The organism is Bradyrhizobium sp. AUGA SZCCT0169 (assembly GCF_018130085.1).
Lineage (GTDB): Bacteria > Pseudomonadota > Alphaproteobacteria > Rhizobiales > Xanthobacteraceae > Bradyrhizobium.
On record NZ_JAFCMC010000020.1, the window covers coordinates 22,885 to 39,564 of the forward strand.

Genomic DNA, 16,680 nt, shown 5'->3' on the forward strand with positions numbered 1-16,680 from the left:
TCCGCCGATCGATCAGGACGCCTTCTTCTTGCGAAGATTGTCCACGAACTTGATCAGGTCGATCATGCCGTCCCAATCCTTTGTCGTGGCGGGATTGAAGGCCTTTTTCTGGCCGTCGGAAAGACGCTCAAAGGCGGCCTTGTCCTTGGTCGGTGCATCCGCAAACGCCTTGGCGATGGCGGCCTTCAAATCTGCCGGAAGGTCCGAATTATAGGCATAGGGCCCATTGAGAATGGGCGCGGACTTATGGACGATCCGGAAATCATCCTTCTTCATCGCTGTGCCGTCGGCGTTCTTCAGCATGCCCTTGGTCAGCATCTGGGCCAGCGTGGAGTCGTCGTCGGTGGTCCATTGATTGGCGGCGACTTCGACGGTGCCCTGCGTGAGTGCCAGGATGGCATTCTCATGGCTGCCGCTGAACACGACCTTGCCAAAATACGTGTCGGCATCGGAGACGCCCAGCTTGTCGAGTTCGAAGCGCGGCACGTTGTTGCCCGACGTCGAATTCGGATCGACCAAAGCCAGATTCTTGCCCTTCAGCTGGTCGATGTTCTTGTACGGGCTCGACGCCTTGACGAAGAACACCGAGTAATAACCCGTAGAGCCATCGGCATTGATGTCGTTGGCGAACGCGTCGGTCTTGACGCCGGTCATCCGCGCGCGCGCGAACGACGCCGAGCCGTAGCTGGCGATATGGATGTTGCCGGAACGCTGCCCTTCGATGACGGCGGCATAATCGTTGGCAATGCGCAGCGTGACTTTCACGCCGAGCTCCTTGGAGAGATAGGCGACGAACGGCGCCCAGCGTTCGGTCACGCCCGAAGCGTTTTCCGCCGGCACGACGGCGAAGGTCAGTTCCGGATATTTGCCCTTCCAGTCCTGCGCAGAAGCGGCGGAGGCCGAAAACGCCAGCGCGGCCGCGCCGGCCAGAACGATACGACGATTGATCATGGTGTGCCCTCTTGTTGTGTTACGCATTTTTTCGGCGGTTTGCAGCTTTGCAAGCGGCCGCCCTGTTACAGACGAAACGCTCAGGCCGCCGCCGCAGTGCCCAGCTCAGGGACGGCGGCTCCATCGGGCGCATGTGCGGGTGCTGCGCCCATGACGTCGTTGGCTTCGAGATCGTAAAGCTCGCGCGCAATGAGGTCGGTCAGCGTCGCCGGCGCCCCGTCGAACACGATGCGACCCGCGGACATGCCGATCAGGCGGTCGCAATAGGCTCGCGCCAGATCGAGTGAATGCAGATTGCAGATCACGGTGATGCCGAAATGCTTGTTGATGCGCAGCAGTGCATCCATCACGATCCTCGTGTTGCGTGGATCGAGCGAAGCGATCGGCTCGTCGGCGAGAATGATATCCGGCTCCTGCACCAGCGCACGCGCGATCGCGACCCGCTGCTGCTGACCTCCGGAGAGCTGGTCGGCGCGCTGGGCTGCAAGCGAAGCCATGTCGAACTGCTCGAGCGCCGACATCGCCAGCGCCTTGTCCCGTTCGGGCCAGGTTTGCGTCAGCGAACGCCAGGACGGGATTTCGGCGAGCCGCCCCATCAGCACATTGGTCAGCACATCGAGCCGGCCGACCAGATTGAACTGCTGAAAGATCATCGCCGAGCGCGCGCGCCACTGCCGCAAATCCTTGCCGCGCAGCGCGGTCACGTCGACGCCTTCAAACAGGATGCGGCCTTCGGAAGGCTCCGCGAGGCGATTGATCATCCGCAGCAGCGTCGACTTGCCGGCGCCGGAGCGGCCGATCACGCCGACGAAGCTGCCGGGCGCGATTGAGAATGACGCATCATCCACTGCGGCTTTTGTGCCGAAACGGCACGTCAAACCTTCCACTACCAGCATGCAATGCTCCAGAATCCCACTCGTGGATCATCGCTAGCGATTGGACTTTACAGTTGTGTGACAATCACGCTGCGGTGCGGCGTCGTCCACACCCTCATCGCCCACGCGATATCCGTCATGCAACCGTCACGAAGATGTCATCATGCCCATTGATGACGTGCCATCGTGACACCACCTTTGTCGCGGAGAGACGCCCGTATGGCCGGCAAAATGCTTTCAGTCGACCCGACCGTCGATCCCACGGCGAAATTGCACGACACCCGGCTCGGTGCCTATTGCGAAGTCGGCGCGCGCACGATCCTGCATGAAGTGTCGATAGACGACTATTCCTACGTCGTCAATGACGCCCAGATCACCTACACTTCCATCGGCAAATTCTGCTCGATCGCGGCAATGACCAGGATCAATCCGGGCAATCACCCGATGCACCGCGCGACTCAGGCGCACTTCACGTACCGGGCCAGGGCCTATTTTTCCGGCGAGAGCGACGACGCCGCGTTCTTCGAATGGCGGCGCGCGCACCAAATCCATATCGGCCATGACGTCTGGATCGGCCATGGCGCGATCATCCTGCCCGGCCGCAACGTCGGCACCGGCGCCGTGGTCGCCGCCGGCGCGATCGTGACCAAGGACGTCCCGGCCTACACCATCGTCGGCGGCAATCCGGCGCGGCCGATCAAGCGGCGGTTTTCGGAAGAGGTCGCCGGCCGGCTCGCCGAGCTTGCCTGGTGGAATTGGGACCATGAGACGCTGCGCTGCGCCCTGCCCGATTTCCGCAAGCTCACGGTAGAGGATTTTCTGGCAAAATACGAAGCAGGCACGGGCTCGGTCCGCGCGCAGATCAGGCATCAGGGGGCAGCATCGTGACTGACATTTTCATCGAAGGCGGCCGGGCCCTGCTCGGCCAAGAAATCCACGAGGCCTCGCTGCGGATCGCTGGCCGTGACATCAGCGCCATCGGCGTCGACCAGGGCCGCGCTTCGCTGGGCATCGACGCCGGCGGCTTGCTGGTGTTGCCGGGGATCGTCGATCTTCATGGCGATGCGTTCGAACGGCAGATGATGCCGCGCCCGGGCGTCGATTTCCCGATCGACGTCGCCCTTGGTGACAGCGACCGGCAGGCGATCAGCAACGGGATCACCACCGTCTATCACGGCACGACGTGGTCGTGGGAGCCGGGCCTGCGCTCTGGCGATAATGCAAGGCGGCTCCTGGAAGCGATCGAGTCGATGCGGCCGCAGCTTTCGGCCGACACCCGCTTCCATCTGCGTCACGAGACCTACAATCTCGACGCCGAAGCCGAGATCATCGAATGGTTGTCGGACGGGCGCATCGACCTGTTCGCGTTCAACGACCATATGGATGCGACGGTCGCCAACCTCGACAAGCCGCAAAAGCGCAGCCGCATGGTCGAGCGCACCGGGCTTTCGAACGAGGCGTTCGATTTGCTGGTGGCGAGCGTCGTCGGCCGCGCGCACGAGGTGCCGGCCTCGATCGCCCGGCTGGCGAAAGCGGCGCGTGACGCCAACGTGCGCATGCTTTCGCATGACGACGAGAGCCCCGAGATGCGGAAGGCGTTTCGGGCGCAGGGCGTCGGCATCGCCGAGTTTCCGGTCAACGAGGAAACCGCACGTGAGGCGGCAGAGGCCGGCGACTTCATCGTGTTCGGCGCGCCCAATGTCGTCCGCGGCGGCAGTCATACCGGCTGGACCAAGGCCTCCGACATGATCGCCAAGGGCTTATGCTCGGTGCTGGCGTCGGACTATTATTATCCGGCGCAGCTATTGGCAGCGTTCCGTCTTGCTGCGGATGGCGTGCTGCCGCTGGCCGAGGCCTGGCAGCTGACATCGTCAGCCCCCGCCCGCGCCGCCGGCCTCACCGATCGCGGCGTTCTCGCCGCCGGCCAGCGTGCCGACATCATCTTCGTCGATGACAGGGTGCCGTTGCGGCCGCGTGTCGTCGCCGTCATGGCCGCGGGACGCCTCGTGCATCTGACAGAGGCTGGCCGCCTGCGCAGTCCCTCAACGGCGCCGCGCAAGACGGTTGCGGCCGCCTGACGCGCCGAGTCTTTTGTCTTGACGCGTTTTCTTCACGCGAACCGGGCTCCACTTCGCTCGAAAACGCTTTAGTCTGCACCGATGTCGAATTATCCGCGTTACGCGATCTACTACGCCCCGGCGCAGGCCAGCGATCTCAACCGCTTCGGCTCGCAGTTGCTTGGCTATGACGCCTTCGGCGGCGAAGACCTGCCGTTTCCGGTAGATGTCGCCAGCGCTGCGCCGGATTGGCAGGACCTGACCGCCGATCCCCGCAAATACGGCTTTCACGCCACGCTGAAGGCACCCTTCTCGCTGGCACAAGGCAGGACTGAAGCAGAACTCCTCGCGGCGTGTGCCGCCTTCGCCGCAACGGCCCGGGCGATTCCAGTGATCAGGCCGGTGGTCGGCTCGATCAGCGGCTTCATTGCTGTCATCCCGGCAGAGCCGCCGCGTGATTTGATCCGGCTTGCGGCCGACAGCGTCAGCGAATTCGATATGTTCCGTGCGCCGCTCACTGAAGCGGACCGTGCGCGCCGCAATCCTTCCCGCCTGACATCGGCGCAGCGCGCTCATCTCGACCGCTGGGGCTATCCCTACGTGATGGAAGAGTTTCGATTCCACATGACGTTAACAGGCCGGCTTGACGCAAGCCGGCTGGAGACCGTTCTGGCGATGCTGAGGAATAGGTTTTCCACGCTCGGCCTCGATACGCTCGCGATCGACCGGCTCGCGCTATTCCGTCAGGACAGCGCGGATTCCCGCTTCCGGATCGCCAGGCAATTCGTCCTCATGCCAGGCCAGGGTTAGGCGCAACCGCATTGCCGCCGCGTCAGGCGGATCAGATGTGTTGAGACAGCACTTGCTTCTGCCGTCCATCCGGCCGCGGGTCGATATCCACCGACCATAGATCCAGATTGTCGACATCCTTCAAGGTCACCGTCATGACCTCCGATTGGCCATCGATATCAACCCGGCCGAAGAACTGAAGTCCGAAACACGGCGCGAGGTTTTCGCCCTGCTCCGCGCTGCAGCCTTTTTGGAACGCCACCGCCGGTCCGAACGTATTGTCCAGCGGGGCCGGCGCCCAGGTCCCCGCATGCAGCGGTCCGGAGACGAACTCCCAGAACGGCTCGAAATCCTGAAACACCGCGCGGTTCGGATGGTAGCGATGTGCGGCCGTGTAATGCATGTCGGCCGTCAGCCACACGGTGTTGCTGATGCCCATGCGTTTCATGAAGGACAGCAGATCGGCAATCTCGCATTCGCGCCGCTCCGGCGGGCCGTCGCCAAGCGCGATCGCATCCTCGCTGATCAATCCGATCGGCATGTCGGCGGCGATGACCTTCCAGGTCGCATCGGACGCCGTGAGTTCACGCTTCAGCCAGGCCAGTTGCGCCGGGCCGAGAATGCAGGTGTCGCTGCGGTCGTCGCGATTATTCCACGTCGAATCGCGGTAGCTGCGCATGTCGATCAGAAAGACGTCGAGCAGCGGCCCATAGGCGACCTTGCGATAGATCCGCCCCGCCTGCCCAGCCAGGTTGCGGATCGGCATGAATTCATGGAACGCGCGGGCCGCCCGCGCCACCAGGTGAGAGCTGCCGTCTTCGGCGTAGCCGGTCTCGTCGGCGGTGCCGATCGGCGCCCAGTCATTGGTCACTTCATGATCGTCCCACTGCGCGAGCATCGGCACTTGCGCGTTGAAGGCGCGCAGATTCTCGTCGAGCAGATTGTATTTGTAGTTGGCGCGATATTGCGCGAGGCTGTGGGCAACGACGGATTTGTCCTCGGTGACGATGTTCCGCCACAAGCCTCCGTCCGGCAGCTTCAATTCGGCTTCGATCGGACAGTCGGCGTAGATGTGATCGCCGGAATGGATGAAGAAGTCCGGGCGGTTTACGAGCATGGTCTTGTAAGTCCGCATGCCGCCGCGGGCGGGATCGATGCCCCAGCCCTGGCCAGCGGTATCGCCCGACCACACGAACGAGACCGCATGTCGCGCCACCGGCGCGGTACGGAAATGGCCGACCTGTGCCTCACCCGAAACCCCGAACTCGCCGATATCAGCGAAACGCACCCGGTAGAAAATATCCCGCCCCGGAGGAAGGCCATCGAGCAAAAGCTTCGAGGTGAAGTCATGCTCGGGCAGCGCTTCCGACCATGCGACGCGAAGGATGGACTTGAAGCTCTCGTCGATCGAGCACTCCACCTGCATGCGTGCGGCCCGATCGGCCCTTGCCCATATCACCGCGGAATCGGCCGAGACGTCGCCTGACGCGATCCCGCCGGCGATGTGCGGACGATCCGCGGCGCGGCTGACATAGGGCTTGGCAACACTTCCCAACGCTGCGACCGCGGCGGTGGATGCGGATCGAACCAGCAATTGACGTCTGGTCAAGCCTTGTCCAGTCAGGTCTTGCGTCGCGCGTATTCCAATCGGCATTCAAGGCATCCTCGTCGAATCGCGACGAAGGGTGCCTGTCCAAATTGACCGCAGCCCGAAGGTTTTGCGACAGTCGGATGAACCGCGCGGCCGCTACAGAATGAAGGTGTTCGCAATCTCAGCGGTGAACTCGCCGTCGGTTGCTGAGCGGATGTGCGGATGTGTGGGGGAGGTAGACGAGGCCCGGAGTGCCTAGGAGTCCGGGCCTCGTGAGCCTCCAGTGGAATGGCGTTCACTGTGATGAGCGAACGCCCTGCCCCCCGCTGTTAGCGAGGCCGTTATAGATTGCGAAACCGCGCGCCGCTAACCCGGACGAATACGGATGTCCAAATTGCGATCATCGTGCGCTGCGTGAGAGGACCGCCAACGCAAAGGTTGCTAAACGCGTCGCCGCACGCCTTGTGCCGCCAGGAGCATTTCAAATGAAAACGATTTTATCCGTGTTGATTGTGCTTGGACTATCGCTCGCCGCCGCGCCCGCCTTGGCCGCCGACAACCGCAACGTCTCGGTCATCAACGAGACCGGCTATGCGATCAAGTTTTTGGGTTTCAATTCGCCCGATGACGGCCTCGACGAATGGGAGAACGAACTCGACAAGACCCTGAAGAACCAGGACACCGCTTACGTTGAATTCGATGAGGACGAGGATGAGGACGGCTGCGTCTGGAACATCAAGGTGGATTGGGCGAATTACGATGAATCGGTGCTCTGGAAGAACGTCAATCTGTGCAAATTCAACGTGCTCAGGCTGCGCTACGATTCCGGGACCAAGACGACGTCATTCATCGCGGAGTAATCGATTGGTCGAGTGTGCACGAAACGCAGGCAGCATTGCTTACAAAATCGTCTTGCCCGGAACTGTTCGATAGGGCTGATTTCACGCGGGTCCTTGGCGCGACACCTGGGCACCGCCCAGCCTCGCACCATCTTTCCCATACCCCCCGCCATCCTCAGGGACGGCGGGGGTTTCATTCTTGGAATCTCCGGAATCCGCAGCGGCGGGCAACAACACCGTGCCCCGTTGAGCCAGCCCCCACGATCCGCAATCAAGCCTGCGAATCGGATATTTTGGAAGAGAATCGGCCATAACGCGTTGAACGTTCCTCCCGCTCTCAATCGGAGCAGCGCACGCCATGAACCGAAACATGCATTGCCCGCATTTTCTTTGGAATAATGGGCCCCGCGCGGTGTTCCGGCCTCCGATGCTGCAATTTGTGATCTTCAAGCGCCGCCGGAACTTTTGCTGGCAAGTGCGCGATCAGAGCGGGAAAATGATTGCAGGCGGACGGGAGAAAACCCGGCCCGCCGCCCGCTATCACGCGTATCGCGCCTTGTTCCTTGTGCTTTCCACCGGCTGGAAGGCGAACGATCTGCAACCGCATTAGGCAGGGCTCCTGCCGATCGCATGGCCTTGTCCCAAGGCAGCGTCAAGGCAGCGTCCCGAGGCAACGCGCCCCCTAGCAGCCCCGACATATCCCGGTGAACTTGCTGGTCTCAACCCGGCCGCGCGGGCGCACGGGTGGCCTCTTTGACCTTGCCTGGCGCGGAACGGTGATCCGTTGCGACGCCCCCGCATAGGGCGGCACGACGACGCGCGAACCCGACGGCGACGCATTGACCGAACCGTAGCTGGGGGACGGCGCAGGACTGTTGGTGCCGGGCGGCGGGATCCGGGAGGCGTTTCCGATTCCGCTGGGGTCGCCGACCGCGCTGGGATTGGCCGGACCGTAAGGTATGCCGCTGATCGCAGAACGGCCCGCTCCGGCCGAGCCGGCGGGCGGCGGGAACTGCGCGAACGCGGTGCCGGGCACGATCAGGCTGACAAGCATCGCAAAGCCAACAAGCGCCGAATGGCCGGACATTGAATCTCCAGGGAAAGCTGTGGGCCCAACGTTCATGTGGGGCGCTCGTTCCGGGGGTAAGGTCGCGCCCGTCAATTACCGGAGTAGGCATCTGTAAACGAATCAGACCTAACTTGGCGGCGATCACATCTGGAGATTCGGCGGCATGAACCAGCCCGTAATCCTTGATAATGATATCCGCGCCCTGCAGGAATGGCTGCGCTCGGCCTGGCAGCAACTGGCCGATCCCTCCCTCACCGCCTTTACGCGCCGCGAACTGCGCAATCAGATGAAGCAATGCAGCGCCGACCTGCGAACCCAGCTTCAATTGGTGGCGACGCGCCAGTCACAGCCGGCCAAGGACCAGCCCCGCACCCGCGGCCGGCCGGAGCTTCGTATCCTCACTTGACCCCTTGGGGATCCCATTGGGATCACGCGCCAACCGGCAGCGCGCCGTCGCGGGCCTATGATCGAACGCGCGGATTGCACGGCGAAGTCGGCGAGGAAGCTGCCAATGACGAGAGTGACAGTTTTCTCGGCGGCCTTGTGCGCGCTGCTCGCGACGTCGGCATCGGCCCAAGGCCCGGCCCCCACGACTTTCAAGGTGATCTCGCCGATCTTCGGTCAACTCGTCATGTTCAGCTTGCCCGCCAGTTTCGCCACGGTGTTCGAGAACACCAAGGGGACGAACTATGTTCGCGAGGCCGTGCTGAAGGGCGAGACCGTCAAGAGCTGAACCCAGATGATCACGGTGACCGGCGCCAAGGGGGCCGCCGGCAACGCCGGGGTTTCGCCGGAGCGCTTTGCGGGCTCGATGGTCGGTGGCTTCAAGTCGGCCTGCCCCGACACCTTCGCAGCGCAAGGATTTGGCCCGGCCAAATTCGGCGATCAAGATGCGTATGTCGCGGTGGCAAGCTGCGGCCGGGTCGAAACCAGCGCCGACAAACACAGCGAAACCACCCTGATCGTCACCGTCAAAGGCAGCGCCGATTACTACACAGTGCAATGGGCCGAACGCACGCCGGCGACTGGGCGAAGCACAATTGACGAGACCAAATGGCTGGAGCGGTTGCGCCAATTGCAGCCGATTCGTGTCTGTCCGATCGTGCCCGGCGAGCCCGCGCCCTACCAGAGCTGTGCCAGCAGGAACTAATTGCGGCGTCGGCAGGCCGACTTGCCCGGTGCGCCCTTTCGTTGATAACCCTGACTGTTGATAACCCGGACTAGCCGACCCCGGCGGCGAGTCTGACGGCTTTGGTGTGCTATCCGCATATCGGCCTGACTAACGACGGACGGAACATATGCGGATCACCCTCGTCGGCTCCCGCCATTTCGGCGTGACGACCTTCACCATGCTGCGCGAACACGGCGTCGAAATCGCGAGGATCGTCGTCCACGACAACGAAGACCGGCTGGCCGCCGCAGCGAGGGCCGCCGGCGTTGAGGTCGTCGTGCAGGCCGACGCCAGATTCGTCTCAGCAGCGGAAATCGCCCCCGACAGCGACCTGATCGTGACGGCCCACAGCCACGCCCGCATCACCCGCGAGGCGCTCGCCGTCGCCAAGCTCGGCGGCATCGGCTATCACCCCTCGCTGCTGCCCCGGCACCGCGGCATCGCCGCGGTCGAATGGACCATCAAGGAAGGCGATCCGATCGCCGGCGGTACCATCTACCACCTCGCCGACCGGATGGACGCCGGCGCGATCGCGGCGCAGGAGTGGGTTTTCGTCAAGAAAGGCGAGACCGCACGCGAGCTCTGGGAGCGCGCGCTGGCTCCCCTCGGCCAAAAGCTGCTCGGCGAAGTCATCGATTACGCCAGGATCCACAAGACCCTGCCGGCCCGGCCCCAGGACGAGCAATTCGCCACCCTCGCGCCAAAGCTATCCGACGCAAGGCACTGACCAAACGGGGGAATATCCGGCCGTTTCACCCAGCTAAGCATTTCGGCCCGAATCATGGCCCGAAAAAGAGCCCATTATGCGCTTTTATTCGTTCCGAGGCCGGAACCGGATTCACCTTGATGTGTTTGAGTGCACAGGAACTTTCCGCGTTTTTGCGGCGCACCAAAGTTTGAACACATTGTGACCGGATAACGCGCTCATCACACACATCTTTCGGGGATTTGATCCATGCGTTCGAACCGCATCAGCAAGCTTTTTTTGACTTCGTTTCTTGCCACCGCAGCCTTCGCGGCCGCTCCCGCCGCCGCCGCGCAGCCCTATGACGGGCTTTGGCAGGTTACCGTCGTCACCAAAACCGGCAGCTGCGATGCGCGCACCGCCTCAACCGTCACGGTCAGCGACGGCAAGGTAACGGGGTCCGGCGCCCCGGTTTCCGGAACCGTCAGTTCCGGGGGACTTGTGCGAGTCTCGATCAATGGTGCATATGCGAACGGTCAACTCAGTGGCAACTCCGGATCGGGGAAATGGAATGGGGCATCAGCTGGTGTACCGTGTAGCGGTCGATGGGAAGCCTCCCGTCAGTAAGACAGGCCGAACATCAGATTTCTTCGCCTATCCGCGGCGGCTGACAATTGCAGCCGTCGCGTTTTTTATGACTTCGCTTGCAGTCCCAGCAAGTTATGCCCAGTCCTCCGGGCCCTACGCCGGCATGGCCGGCAAGTGGGCCGGCGCCGGCACCGTCACGCTGGACGACGGATCGAACGAACGCATCCGCTGCCGCGCGGTCTATGACGTTGCGGGCGCCAAGATGGACATGAGCCTCACCTGCGCGAGCGACGCCTATCGGTTCAACCTGACGGCCAACGTGGTCGACCAGGGCGGCGCGATTGTCGGGCAGTGGAGCGAAACCAGCCGCGGCATCACCGGCAGCCTGCAGGGCCGCGGCGGCGGTGGCAATTTCCAGGTCACGGCCGTCACCGCCGGCTTCAACGCGAACATCGCGCTCAAGACAGCCGGCAACAAGCAGTCCGTCAGCATCCGGGCCGACAGCCAGTTCCGCGCCGCCAATATTTCGCTTTCGAAGTAAAATCGCAGCGGTCCGCCCGCACTCTCCCGAATACCAAATCGCCCGCTGCAGAGCGGGCGATTTTCGTTATGAGCGGTATTTGCGGTGACTAGCCGGTTTTGGGCGTCTCCAGCCTCGCAGCAGTATCCTTGATGGTCTTTGCGATCAGCAGGGCCTGTTCCTTGTTGAAGGCAAAATCCTGCACCCCGTTATGGGTCGTGAGCGACAGCACCATGATGTCGGGTTGGGCTTCGGGCCAGCCGGTTGCAAAGGCCGTCACGAAACTCGCTGAAGTCGATCGGGCTTCTGAAGTCGAGCGGTTGGTCATGGACTATGTTTCCTGTGTTGTTCGGGTGCGCCTCAAGTCCGATTCAGGATTTGGGCACTTAAGATCTGGGCACGTAAGCGGTGACTTCGAGTTCGACCTTGGCCCTGACATCGACCAGTCCGTCGATATAGAGCAGCGTCGATGGCGGGAAGTTGCGACCGAGCGTCTCCTTCCAGGCCGCGCCGATGCCGGCGCCCGCCGCCTCATATTCGCTGCGGCTGGTCAGATACCAGGTCAGGCGGACGATGTGTTCGGGACCGGCCCCTGCCTCGCCGAGCAGCTTGATGACCCGTTTCAGCGCCGTGCCGACCTGCGCGGCCATGTCGGGGTGATAATCGCCCTTCTCGTCGCCGCCGGTCTGGCCGGCCAGCACGATCCATTTGCCTGGACCGTCGACCTCGACACCGTGTGAAAAGCCGCGGGGTTTCGACCATTCGGCCGGTTGTAGGATACGCATGGATGAGTCCTCCTGAGACGGGCGATCCTTAGCACCGATCCGGCGCCGCCTCCCACAGCGAAATTGGCGCCCGCGCATCGCTGCGTCCGCAGATTTGCACGTTGCAAATCGCCGGGCGCTCGCCGATACCGGCCTGCCCCTCCAAGTCAACCAACTCAGCCGTCAGCATGGACCGCACACCTTCCAAATCACTGGCTGCGCTGTGGATGTCGGGCTGGCTCGCCTTGATGCTGATTATCGTGGTCGCTGGCCGCGAGGCGATGCGGGAACTGAATGTGTTCCAGCTGATGGAGATGCGCACCATCCTCGGGTTCTTCATGCTGTATCCGCTGATCCGGGCCAGCGGCGGGTTCTCGGTGTTGAAGACCGCTCGGCTGCACATGCATGTCGTGCGCAACATCATTCACTACGGCGCGCAACTCGGCTGGTTCTTCGCGCTGACGCTGATCCCGATCGGTCAAGTCGTTGCGATCGAATTCACGATGCCGATTTGGACCGCGATCCTGGCGGCAATGTTTCTCGGCGAACGCATGACGGTGTGGAAGATCGCCGCCATTGTGCTCGGAGTCGTAGGCGTCGTGATCATCGTTCGTCCCGCCACCGGCGAAGTCAATCCGGGACAATTGATTGCGCTCGCCGCCGCCGTGGGCTTCGGCGTTTCGGTCGCGATGGTGAAGTCGCTGACCCGCACCGAGCAGGCGGTCGCGATCATCTTCTGGATGCTGGTGGTGCAATCTGTGGCCGGATTTATTCCCGCGCTCTACGTCTGGAAGTGGCCCCCGGCCTATATCTGGGGTTGGGCGGCAGTGATCGCGTTTTGCGGCACATTCTCGCATTACTGCATGGCGCGGGCGTTGCGGCACGCCGATGCAACGGTCGTGATCCCGATGGATTTCCTGCGGGTTCCCTTGACCGCCACCGCGGGCTGGCTGATCTATTCGGAGCGGCTCGACCTGTTCACCGTGCTCGGCGCCATCCTGATCCTAGCCGGCAATCTGCTGAACTTGCGCCCGACCAATCCGGTTCCCGCGCGGGCAGCAACCTGAATTTGGATTTTACCCACCAAATTGTGATCTGGATCTCATGAGATATTGGATAGATTCAATAGCTTAAGAGCGAATCATACGGCTCCCGGATCTGGGCAGGCTGCCCATTTTTCTGGCGCGGTGTGTATTTTTTTCGTGTAACCTGCGGCCAACGTTGCCGCCGAAATCTTTTTCGATTCTGCCAGGGGGATTTTTCTGATGCGCTTCCCAACCCTTGTCCTTTCCTTGATCTGCATGGTCTTCACCGCCGGCGCCGCCAGCGCCGAAAGGCGAGTTGCCTTCGTGGTCGGGAACGGCACCTACAAGCACGTCGCCGCGTTGCCCAATCCGTCGATCGACGCGAAGGCGATGGCGGCCGCGTTGCGCAATGTCGGTTTTGAAGTGGTGGAAGGCTCCAACCTGACCCGCGACAAGATGACGGAGAAGCTGCTCGACTTCGGCAAAAAGGCGCAGGGCGCCGACGTGGCCGTGTTCTTCTACGCCGGCCACGGCATCGCCGTCGGCGGCACCAATTACCTGCTGCCGATCGACGCCGACATCAAATCGGAAATGGACGTCAAGCTCGGCGCAGCCATCAATATCGATCTCACGCTCGACCAGACCATGAGCGACGCCAAGGTCAAGCTGGTGCTGCTCGATGCCTGCCGCGACAATCCGTTCGCCGCCAAGATCAAGTCCAACGCGCCGTCGACCCGTAGCGTGTCGGTGCAGACCGGCCTTGCCGAAATGAAATCCGGCGAAGGCACGCTGATCGCGTTTGCGACAGGCCCCGGCCAGACCGCGCTTGACGGCAAGGAAGGCGGCAACAGCCCGTTCACCCGCGCGCTGCTCGCCAACCTCACCCAGCCTGGCGTCGAGCTTCAGCAGGCGATGACCAAGGTCCGCGCTCAGGTCCAGGAGGAAACCAACAAGGGTCAATTGCCCTGGGGCAACACCAACCTGACCGGTGCGGTTTACCTGAACGGCGCGCCCGCGCCTGCCGCGCCCGGAACCGCGCCGGCGGTAGCCGCCGCTGCACCGGGCAGCGACGTCGAGCTCGAGTTCTGGCGCTCGATCAAGGATTCGAGCAAGCCGGAAGAGCTCAACGCTTACGTGGCTCAGTATCCCAACGGTCAGTTCAAATCGCTGGCGCTGGCACGGATCGCCTCACTTGAGAGCAAACCGGACAATGCCACGCGCAACCTGACCGCCGGCATCGATCCGGCGACGTTCAAGGAAGAAGCCAACCAGACCACCGAGGACCAGATTGGCCTCGACAAGGGCCAGCGCCGCGACGTGCAGCGCCGCCTGAACGGTCTCGGCTTCGACACCAAGGTGTCCGGCAATTTCGATGCCCCGACCCGGGCCGTGATCACGCGATGGCAGGCCGCCCGTGGCTACCCCAAGACCGGCTACCTCAACAGGCTGCAGCACAAAGCCCTGTTGACCGAGATCGTGGCGGCGCCGCCGACCGCGAGTTCTGACGAAGAGCGGCCGAAGCGCCGCGCTACCAGCGGCGGTGGCCAGCAGCAGGCACAGCCCCAACCTCAGCCTCAACGCCAGTATCAGAGTAATCCCGATCCGGCCGGCGCCGGGCGCTTCATCGGCGGCGTCGTGGGCGGCATGCTGCGCTAAGCGCTCAAAGACAATTCACGGCAAAAAGCCCGGGATCATCCCGGGCTTTTTCATTCGGAGCTGGGGTTGGATAGCCCCAAGCAATCCGCGCGGCCTTCGGCAAGTTTGACGAACTTGTCGCCGCCCGACGTCAGCCGGCACATCTCCACTTCCTTGCCCGCGGGCACCGACTTGGCACAGGTGATCTGCGGATTGTTATCGTATTTGGTGGTCGAGAATCTGCACGTGACGATGCAGGAAGCGTGGCGGGCGAGCGGGTTCGTCATCGAGATGCTGGCGATCTCCTCGCCCGGCAGGATCGTGCAGGTGAACGGCGCCTGATCCGCGATCGCCGGATCGGCGAGGCAGCCGCCGATCGCCAATCCGAAGCAGCTCAGGACAACCAGCCGGAAGTGGGCCAGGACAGGACGCATTCGCGCGGATCTGTTTCGCGGGGCTATTTGCCGGCGGCCTTGCGCAACGCCGCGTTGATCCGGTCCTGCCAGCCGGCGCCGCCTTCCTGGAAATATTCGAGCACATCCTGGTCGATGCGTAGCGACACGAGTTCCTTCACGCCGGGAAGCGCCGTCGGCTTCGGTGGCGCCTCCACCACCTTGGTGGTGGTGCGCTTGAACGCCGCTTCGGCCTCGCTGCGGGCGTCGTTCAGGGTCCTCGGCCGTCTCGGCTGGTCCGCCATCGCTAAATTCCTTCAAACAATACAGTCGACAGATAGCGTTCGGAGAATGACGGCACAATGGCGAGAATGGTCTTGCCGGCGGCCTCCGGCCGCTTGCCGATCTCGAGCGCGGCGGCGATCGCCGCGCCTGAGGAGATGCCGCCCGGAATGCCTTCGTTGCGTGCCAGCGCGCGCGACATCTCGATCGCAGTCGCCGAGTTGATCTTGACGATTTCGTCGATCACCGAACGATCCAGAATGTCCGGAATGAAGCCGGCGCCGATGCCCTGGATCTTGTGCGGCGTATGCTGCCCGCCCGACAGCACCGGGCTTTCCTCCGGCTCGACGGCGATCACCCGCAGCGAAGGCTTGCGCGGCTTCAGCACCTGGCCGACGCCGGTGATGGTGCCGCCGGTTCCGACGCCTGCGACAAAGAAATCGATATTGCCGCCGGTGTCGTTCCAAATTTCCTCCGCGGTGGTGCGGCGGTGAATTTCGGGATTGGCGAGGTTCTTGAACTGCTGTGGCATCACGGCGTTCGGCGTCGTGCGCACCAGCTCTTCGGCGGTCGCGATCGAGCCCTTCATGCCCTGCGCCGCCGGCGTCAGCACGATCTCGGCGCCGAGGAAGGCCAGCATTTTGCGCCGCTCGATCGACATCGATTCCGGCATCACCAGTTTCAACCGGTAGCCTCGTGAGGCCGCAACGAATGCCAGCGCAATGCCGGTATTGCCGGAGGTCGGCTCGATCAGCACGGTGTCGGCGTTGATCACGCCGGCCTTCTCCATGGCGATCACCATCGCCGCGCCGATGCGGTCTTTGACGCTTGCCGCCGGGCTGAAATATTCAAGTTTAGCTAAAATGGTAGCGCTGACACCGTGGGCTTGCGGCAGTTTGCGCAAGCGGACGATCGGCGTGTCGCCGACGGCATCGATGATGCTGTCGAACACCCTGCCCCGCCCGGGACGATGCACTGCACCCGTGGCTGACGATGCCTCCATTACAACGCTCCCATAGTGATAATATGCCCGGAATTCGGGGCTCTCTTACTTAGGAGGTGGCCGAGCTGATGCGCAAGTCCGAAACGTCAGTGTCAAAATTCGCTGCATCGCAAAATCGAAAGTTCGCCAATAAAGTCGTTCCAACGCATTTGTGTTGCGACAACGTCAAATAAATCGGTTTATACTTTCGTCGTGAGTTGAGCTTCCGCTTCAGGTCGCAAGGAGGTCACGATGCCAGCAATTGCTGAAGTCCTGTCCGTCGCGTCTAGGCCCGACCCGCGTGGCTGTGATTTACCAGCCTGCCCGGTATGTGCGGACTCCATGGTGGCCGCGGAAGCTTCCGCCTACATGTATGACCACGTCATCGGTTATCTCTGGACCTGCGATACCTGCGGTTACGGCTTCGTGACCAAGCATTCGATCCGGAGGTTCGCCTGTAACTGA

23 protein-coding genes are annotated in these 16,680 nt (G+C 62.6%); 14 read left to right on the forward strand and 9 right to left on the reverse strand.

Annotated elements, in window-relative coordinates; translation table 11 throughout:
* Positions 1 to 12: 12 nt before the first annotated feature.
* Positions 13 to 951, reverse strand: coding sequence for a phosphonate ABC transporter substrate-binding protein (phnD, locus tag JQ609_RS21640; RefSeq protein ID WP_212274898.1), 939 nt, complete (start codon positions 949 to 951; stop codon positions 13 to 15).
* Positions 952 to 1,031: 80 nt separating this feature from the next.
* A complete protein-coding gene (phnC, locus tag JQ609_RS21645; RefSeq protein ID WP_212274899.1) occupies positions 1,032 to 1,847 on the reverse strand; it encodes a phosphonate ABC transporter ATP-binding protein in 816 nt (271 codons plus the stop codon).
* A gap of 198 nt (positions 1,848 to 2,045) precedes the next feature.
* On the opposite strand from phnC, the gene JQ609_RS21650 reads away from it, so the two are divergent.
* From JQ609_RS21650 to JQ609_RS21660, 3 genes are all read left to right on the forward strand, one after another.
* Positions 2,046 to 2,714: a chloramphenicol acetyltransferase gene (locus JQ609_RS21650; protein WP_212274900.1), complete on the forward strand. Its 669-nt coding sequence runs from the start codon at positions 2,046 to 2,048 to the stop codon at positions 2,712 to 2,714.
* A complete protein-coding gene (locus tag JQ609_RS21655; protein ID WP_212274901.1) occupies positions 2,711 to 3,904 on the forward strand; it encodes an alpha-D-ribose 1-methylphosphonate 5-triphosphate diphosphatase in 1,194 nt (397 codons plus the stop codon). Before JQ609_RS21650 ends, JQ609_RS21655 begins: the two co-directional genes overlap by 4 nt.
* Before the next feature lie 81 nt (positions 3,905 to 3,985).
* Entirely contained in the window at positions 3,986 to 4,693 is a 708-nt protein-coding gene (locus JQ609_RS21660) for a DUF1045 domain-containing protein (RefSeq protein ID WP_212274902.1), read from the forward strand.
* A gap of 31 nt (positions 4,694 to 4,724) precedes the next feature.
* On the opposite strand, the gene JQ609_RS21665 is transcribed toward JQ609_RS21660, so the two are convergent.
* Positions 4,725 to 6,326, reverse strand: coding sequence for an alkaline phosphatase (locus JQ609_RS21665; RefSeq protein ID WP_212274903.1), 1,602 nt, complete (start codon positions 6,324 to 6,326; stop codon positions 4,725 to 4,727).
* Positions 6,327 to 6,748: 422 nt separating this feature from the next.
* On the opposite strand from JQ609_RS21665, the gene JQ609_RS21670 reads away from it, so the two are divergent.
* Positions 6,749 to 7,123 carry a hypothetical protein gene (locus JQ609_RS21670; RefSeq protein WP_212274904.1) on the forward strand — a complete coding sequence of 125 codons (375 nt, stop codon included), beginning with the start codon at positions 6,749 to 6,751 and terminating at the stop codon, positions 7,121 to 7,123.
* A 406-nt stretch (positions 7,124 to 7,529) separates the two neighbouring features.
* Complete coding sequence (locus JQ609_RS21675; protein ID WP_212037414.1) at positions 7,530 to 7,712, forward strand: hypothetical protein; 183 nt, start codon at positions 7,530 to 7,532, stop codon at positions 7,710 to 7,712.
* Positions 7,713 to 7,784: 72 nt separating this feature from the next.
* On the opposite strand, the gene JQ609_RS21680 is transcribed toward JQ609_RS21675, so the two are convergent.
* Positions 7,785 to 8,189, reverse strand: a complete 405-nt coding sequence (locus JQ609_RS21680) for a hypothetical protein (RefSeq protein ID WP_212274905.1) — start codon at positions 8,187 to 8,189, stop codon at positions 7,785 to 7,787.
* A 145-nt stretch (positions 8,190 to 8,334) separates the two neighbouring features.
* On the opposite strand from JQ609_RS21680, the gene JQ609_RS21685 reads away from it, so the two are divergent.
* From JQ609_RS21685 to JQ609_RS21705, 6 genes are all read left to right on the forward strand, one after another.
* Positions 8,335 to 8,577, forward strand: coding sequence for a hypothetical protein (locus JQ609_RS21685; RefSeq protein ID WP_212274958.1), 243 nt, complete (start codon positions 8,335 to 8,337; stop codon positions 8,575 to 8,577).
* Between the two features lie 105 nt (positions 8,578 to 8,682).
* A complete protein-coding gene (locus tag JQ609_RS35165; protein WP_249128270.1) occupies positions 8,683 to 8,904 on the forward strand; it encodes a hypothetical protein in 222 nt (73 codons plus the stop codon).
* Between the two features lie 6 nt (positions 8,905 to 8,910).
* Positions 8,911 to 9,321, forward strand: coding sequence for a hypothetical protein (locus JQ609_RS35170; protein WP_249128272.1), 411 nt, complete (start codon positions 8,911 to 8,913; stop codon positions 9,319 to 9,321).
* A 148-nt stretch (positions 9,322 to 9,469) separates the two neighbouring features.
* A complete protein-coding gene (locus JQ609_RS21695; RefSeq protein WP_212210387.1) occupies positions 9,470 to 10,069 on the forward strand; it encodes a formyltransferase family protein in 600 nt (199 codons plus the stop codon).
* Between the two features lie 228 nt (positions 10,070 to 10,297).
* Positions 10,298 to 10,654 (forward strand): hypothetical protein, encoded by a 357-nt coding sequence (locus JQ609_RS21700; protein ID WP_212210388.1) that lies wholly within the window; start codon positions 10,298 to 10,300, stop codon positions 10,652 to 10,654.
* Entirely contained in the window at positions 10,599 to 11,156 is a 558-nt protein-coding gene (locus tag JQ609_RS21705; protein ID WP_409363423.1) for a hypothetical protein, read from the forward strand. The genes JQ609_RS21700 and JQ609_RS21705 overlap by 56 nt, the downstream gene beginning before the upstream one ends.
* Positions 11,157 to 11,244: 88 nt before the next feature.
* Here JQ609_RS21705 and JQ609_RS21710 read toward each other — a convergent pair whose 3' ends face one another.
* On the reverse strand, positions 11,245 to 11,463 hold the full coding sequence (locus JQ609_RS21710; protein WP_212210390.1) for a hypothetical protein: 219 nt from the start codon (positions 11,461 to 11,463) through the stop codon (positions 11,245 to 11,247).
* A gap of 58 nt (positions 11,464 to 11,521) precedes the next feature.
* A complete protein-coding gene (locus tag JQ609_RS21715) occupies positions 11,522 to 11,920 on the reverse strand; it encodes a RidA family protein (RefSeq protein ID WP_212274906.1) in 399 nt (132 codons plus the stop codon).
* A gap of 167 nt (positions 11,921 to 12,087) precedes the next feature.
* Here JQ609_RS21715 and JQ609_RS21720 point away from each other — a divergent pair, with 167 nt between their 5' ends.
* Together JQ609_RS21720 and JQ609_RS21725 are read left to right on the forward strand one after the other, a co-directional pair.
* On the forward strand, positions 12,088 to 12,966 hold the full coding sequence (locus JQ609_RS21720; RefSeq protein WP_212274907.1) for a DMT family transporter: 879 nt from the start codon (positions 12,088 to 12,090) through the stop codon (positions 12,964 to 12,966).
* Between the two features lie 198 nt (positions 12,967 to 13,164).
* A complete protein-coding gene (locus JQ609_RS21725; RefSeq protein WP_212210393.1) occupies positions 13,165 to 14,580 on the forward strand; it encodes a caspase family protein in 1,416 nt (471 codons plus the stop codon).
* 50 nt (positions 14,581 to 14,630) lie between these two features.
* Here JQ609_RS21725 and JQ609_RS21730 read toward each other — a convergent pair whose 3' ends face one another.
* The 3 genes from JQ609_RS21730 to cysK are packed head-to-tail and all read right to left on the reverse strand — an operon-like array spanning position 14,631 to position 16,236.
* Positions 14,631 to 14,993: a hypothetical protein gene (locus JQ609_RS21730; RefSeq protein ID WP_249128274.1), complete on the reverse strand. Its 363-nt coding sequence runs from the start codon at positions 14,991 to 14,993 to the stop codon at positions 14,631 to 14,633.
* Between the two features lie 23 nt (positions 14,994 to 15,016).
* On the reverse strand, positions 15,017 to 15,256 hold the full coding sequence (locus tag JQ609_RS21735) for a BrnA antitoxin family protein (protein ID WP_192736086.1): 240 nt from the start codon (positions 15,254 to 15,256) through the stop codon (positions 15,017 to 15,019).
* 2 nt (positions 15,257 to 15,258) lie between these two features.
* Positions 15,259 to 16,236 carry a cysteine synthase A gene (gene cysK, locus JQ609_RS21740; RefSeq protein ID WP_212274908.1) on the reverse strand — a complete coding sequence of 326 codons (978 nt, stop codon included), beginning with the start codon at positions 16,234 to 16,236 and terminating at the stop codon, positions 15,259 to 15,261.
* A gap of 231 nt (positions 16,237 to 16,467) precedes the next feature.
* Here cysK and JQ609_RS35175 point away from each other — a divergent pair, with 231 nt between their 5' ends.
* Entirely contained in the window at positions 16,468 to 16,680 is a 213-nt protein-coding gene (locus tag JQ609_RS35175; RefSeq protein WP_249128275.1) for a hypothetical protein, read from the forward strand.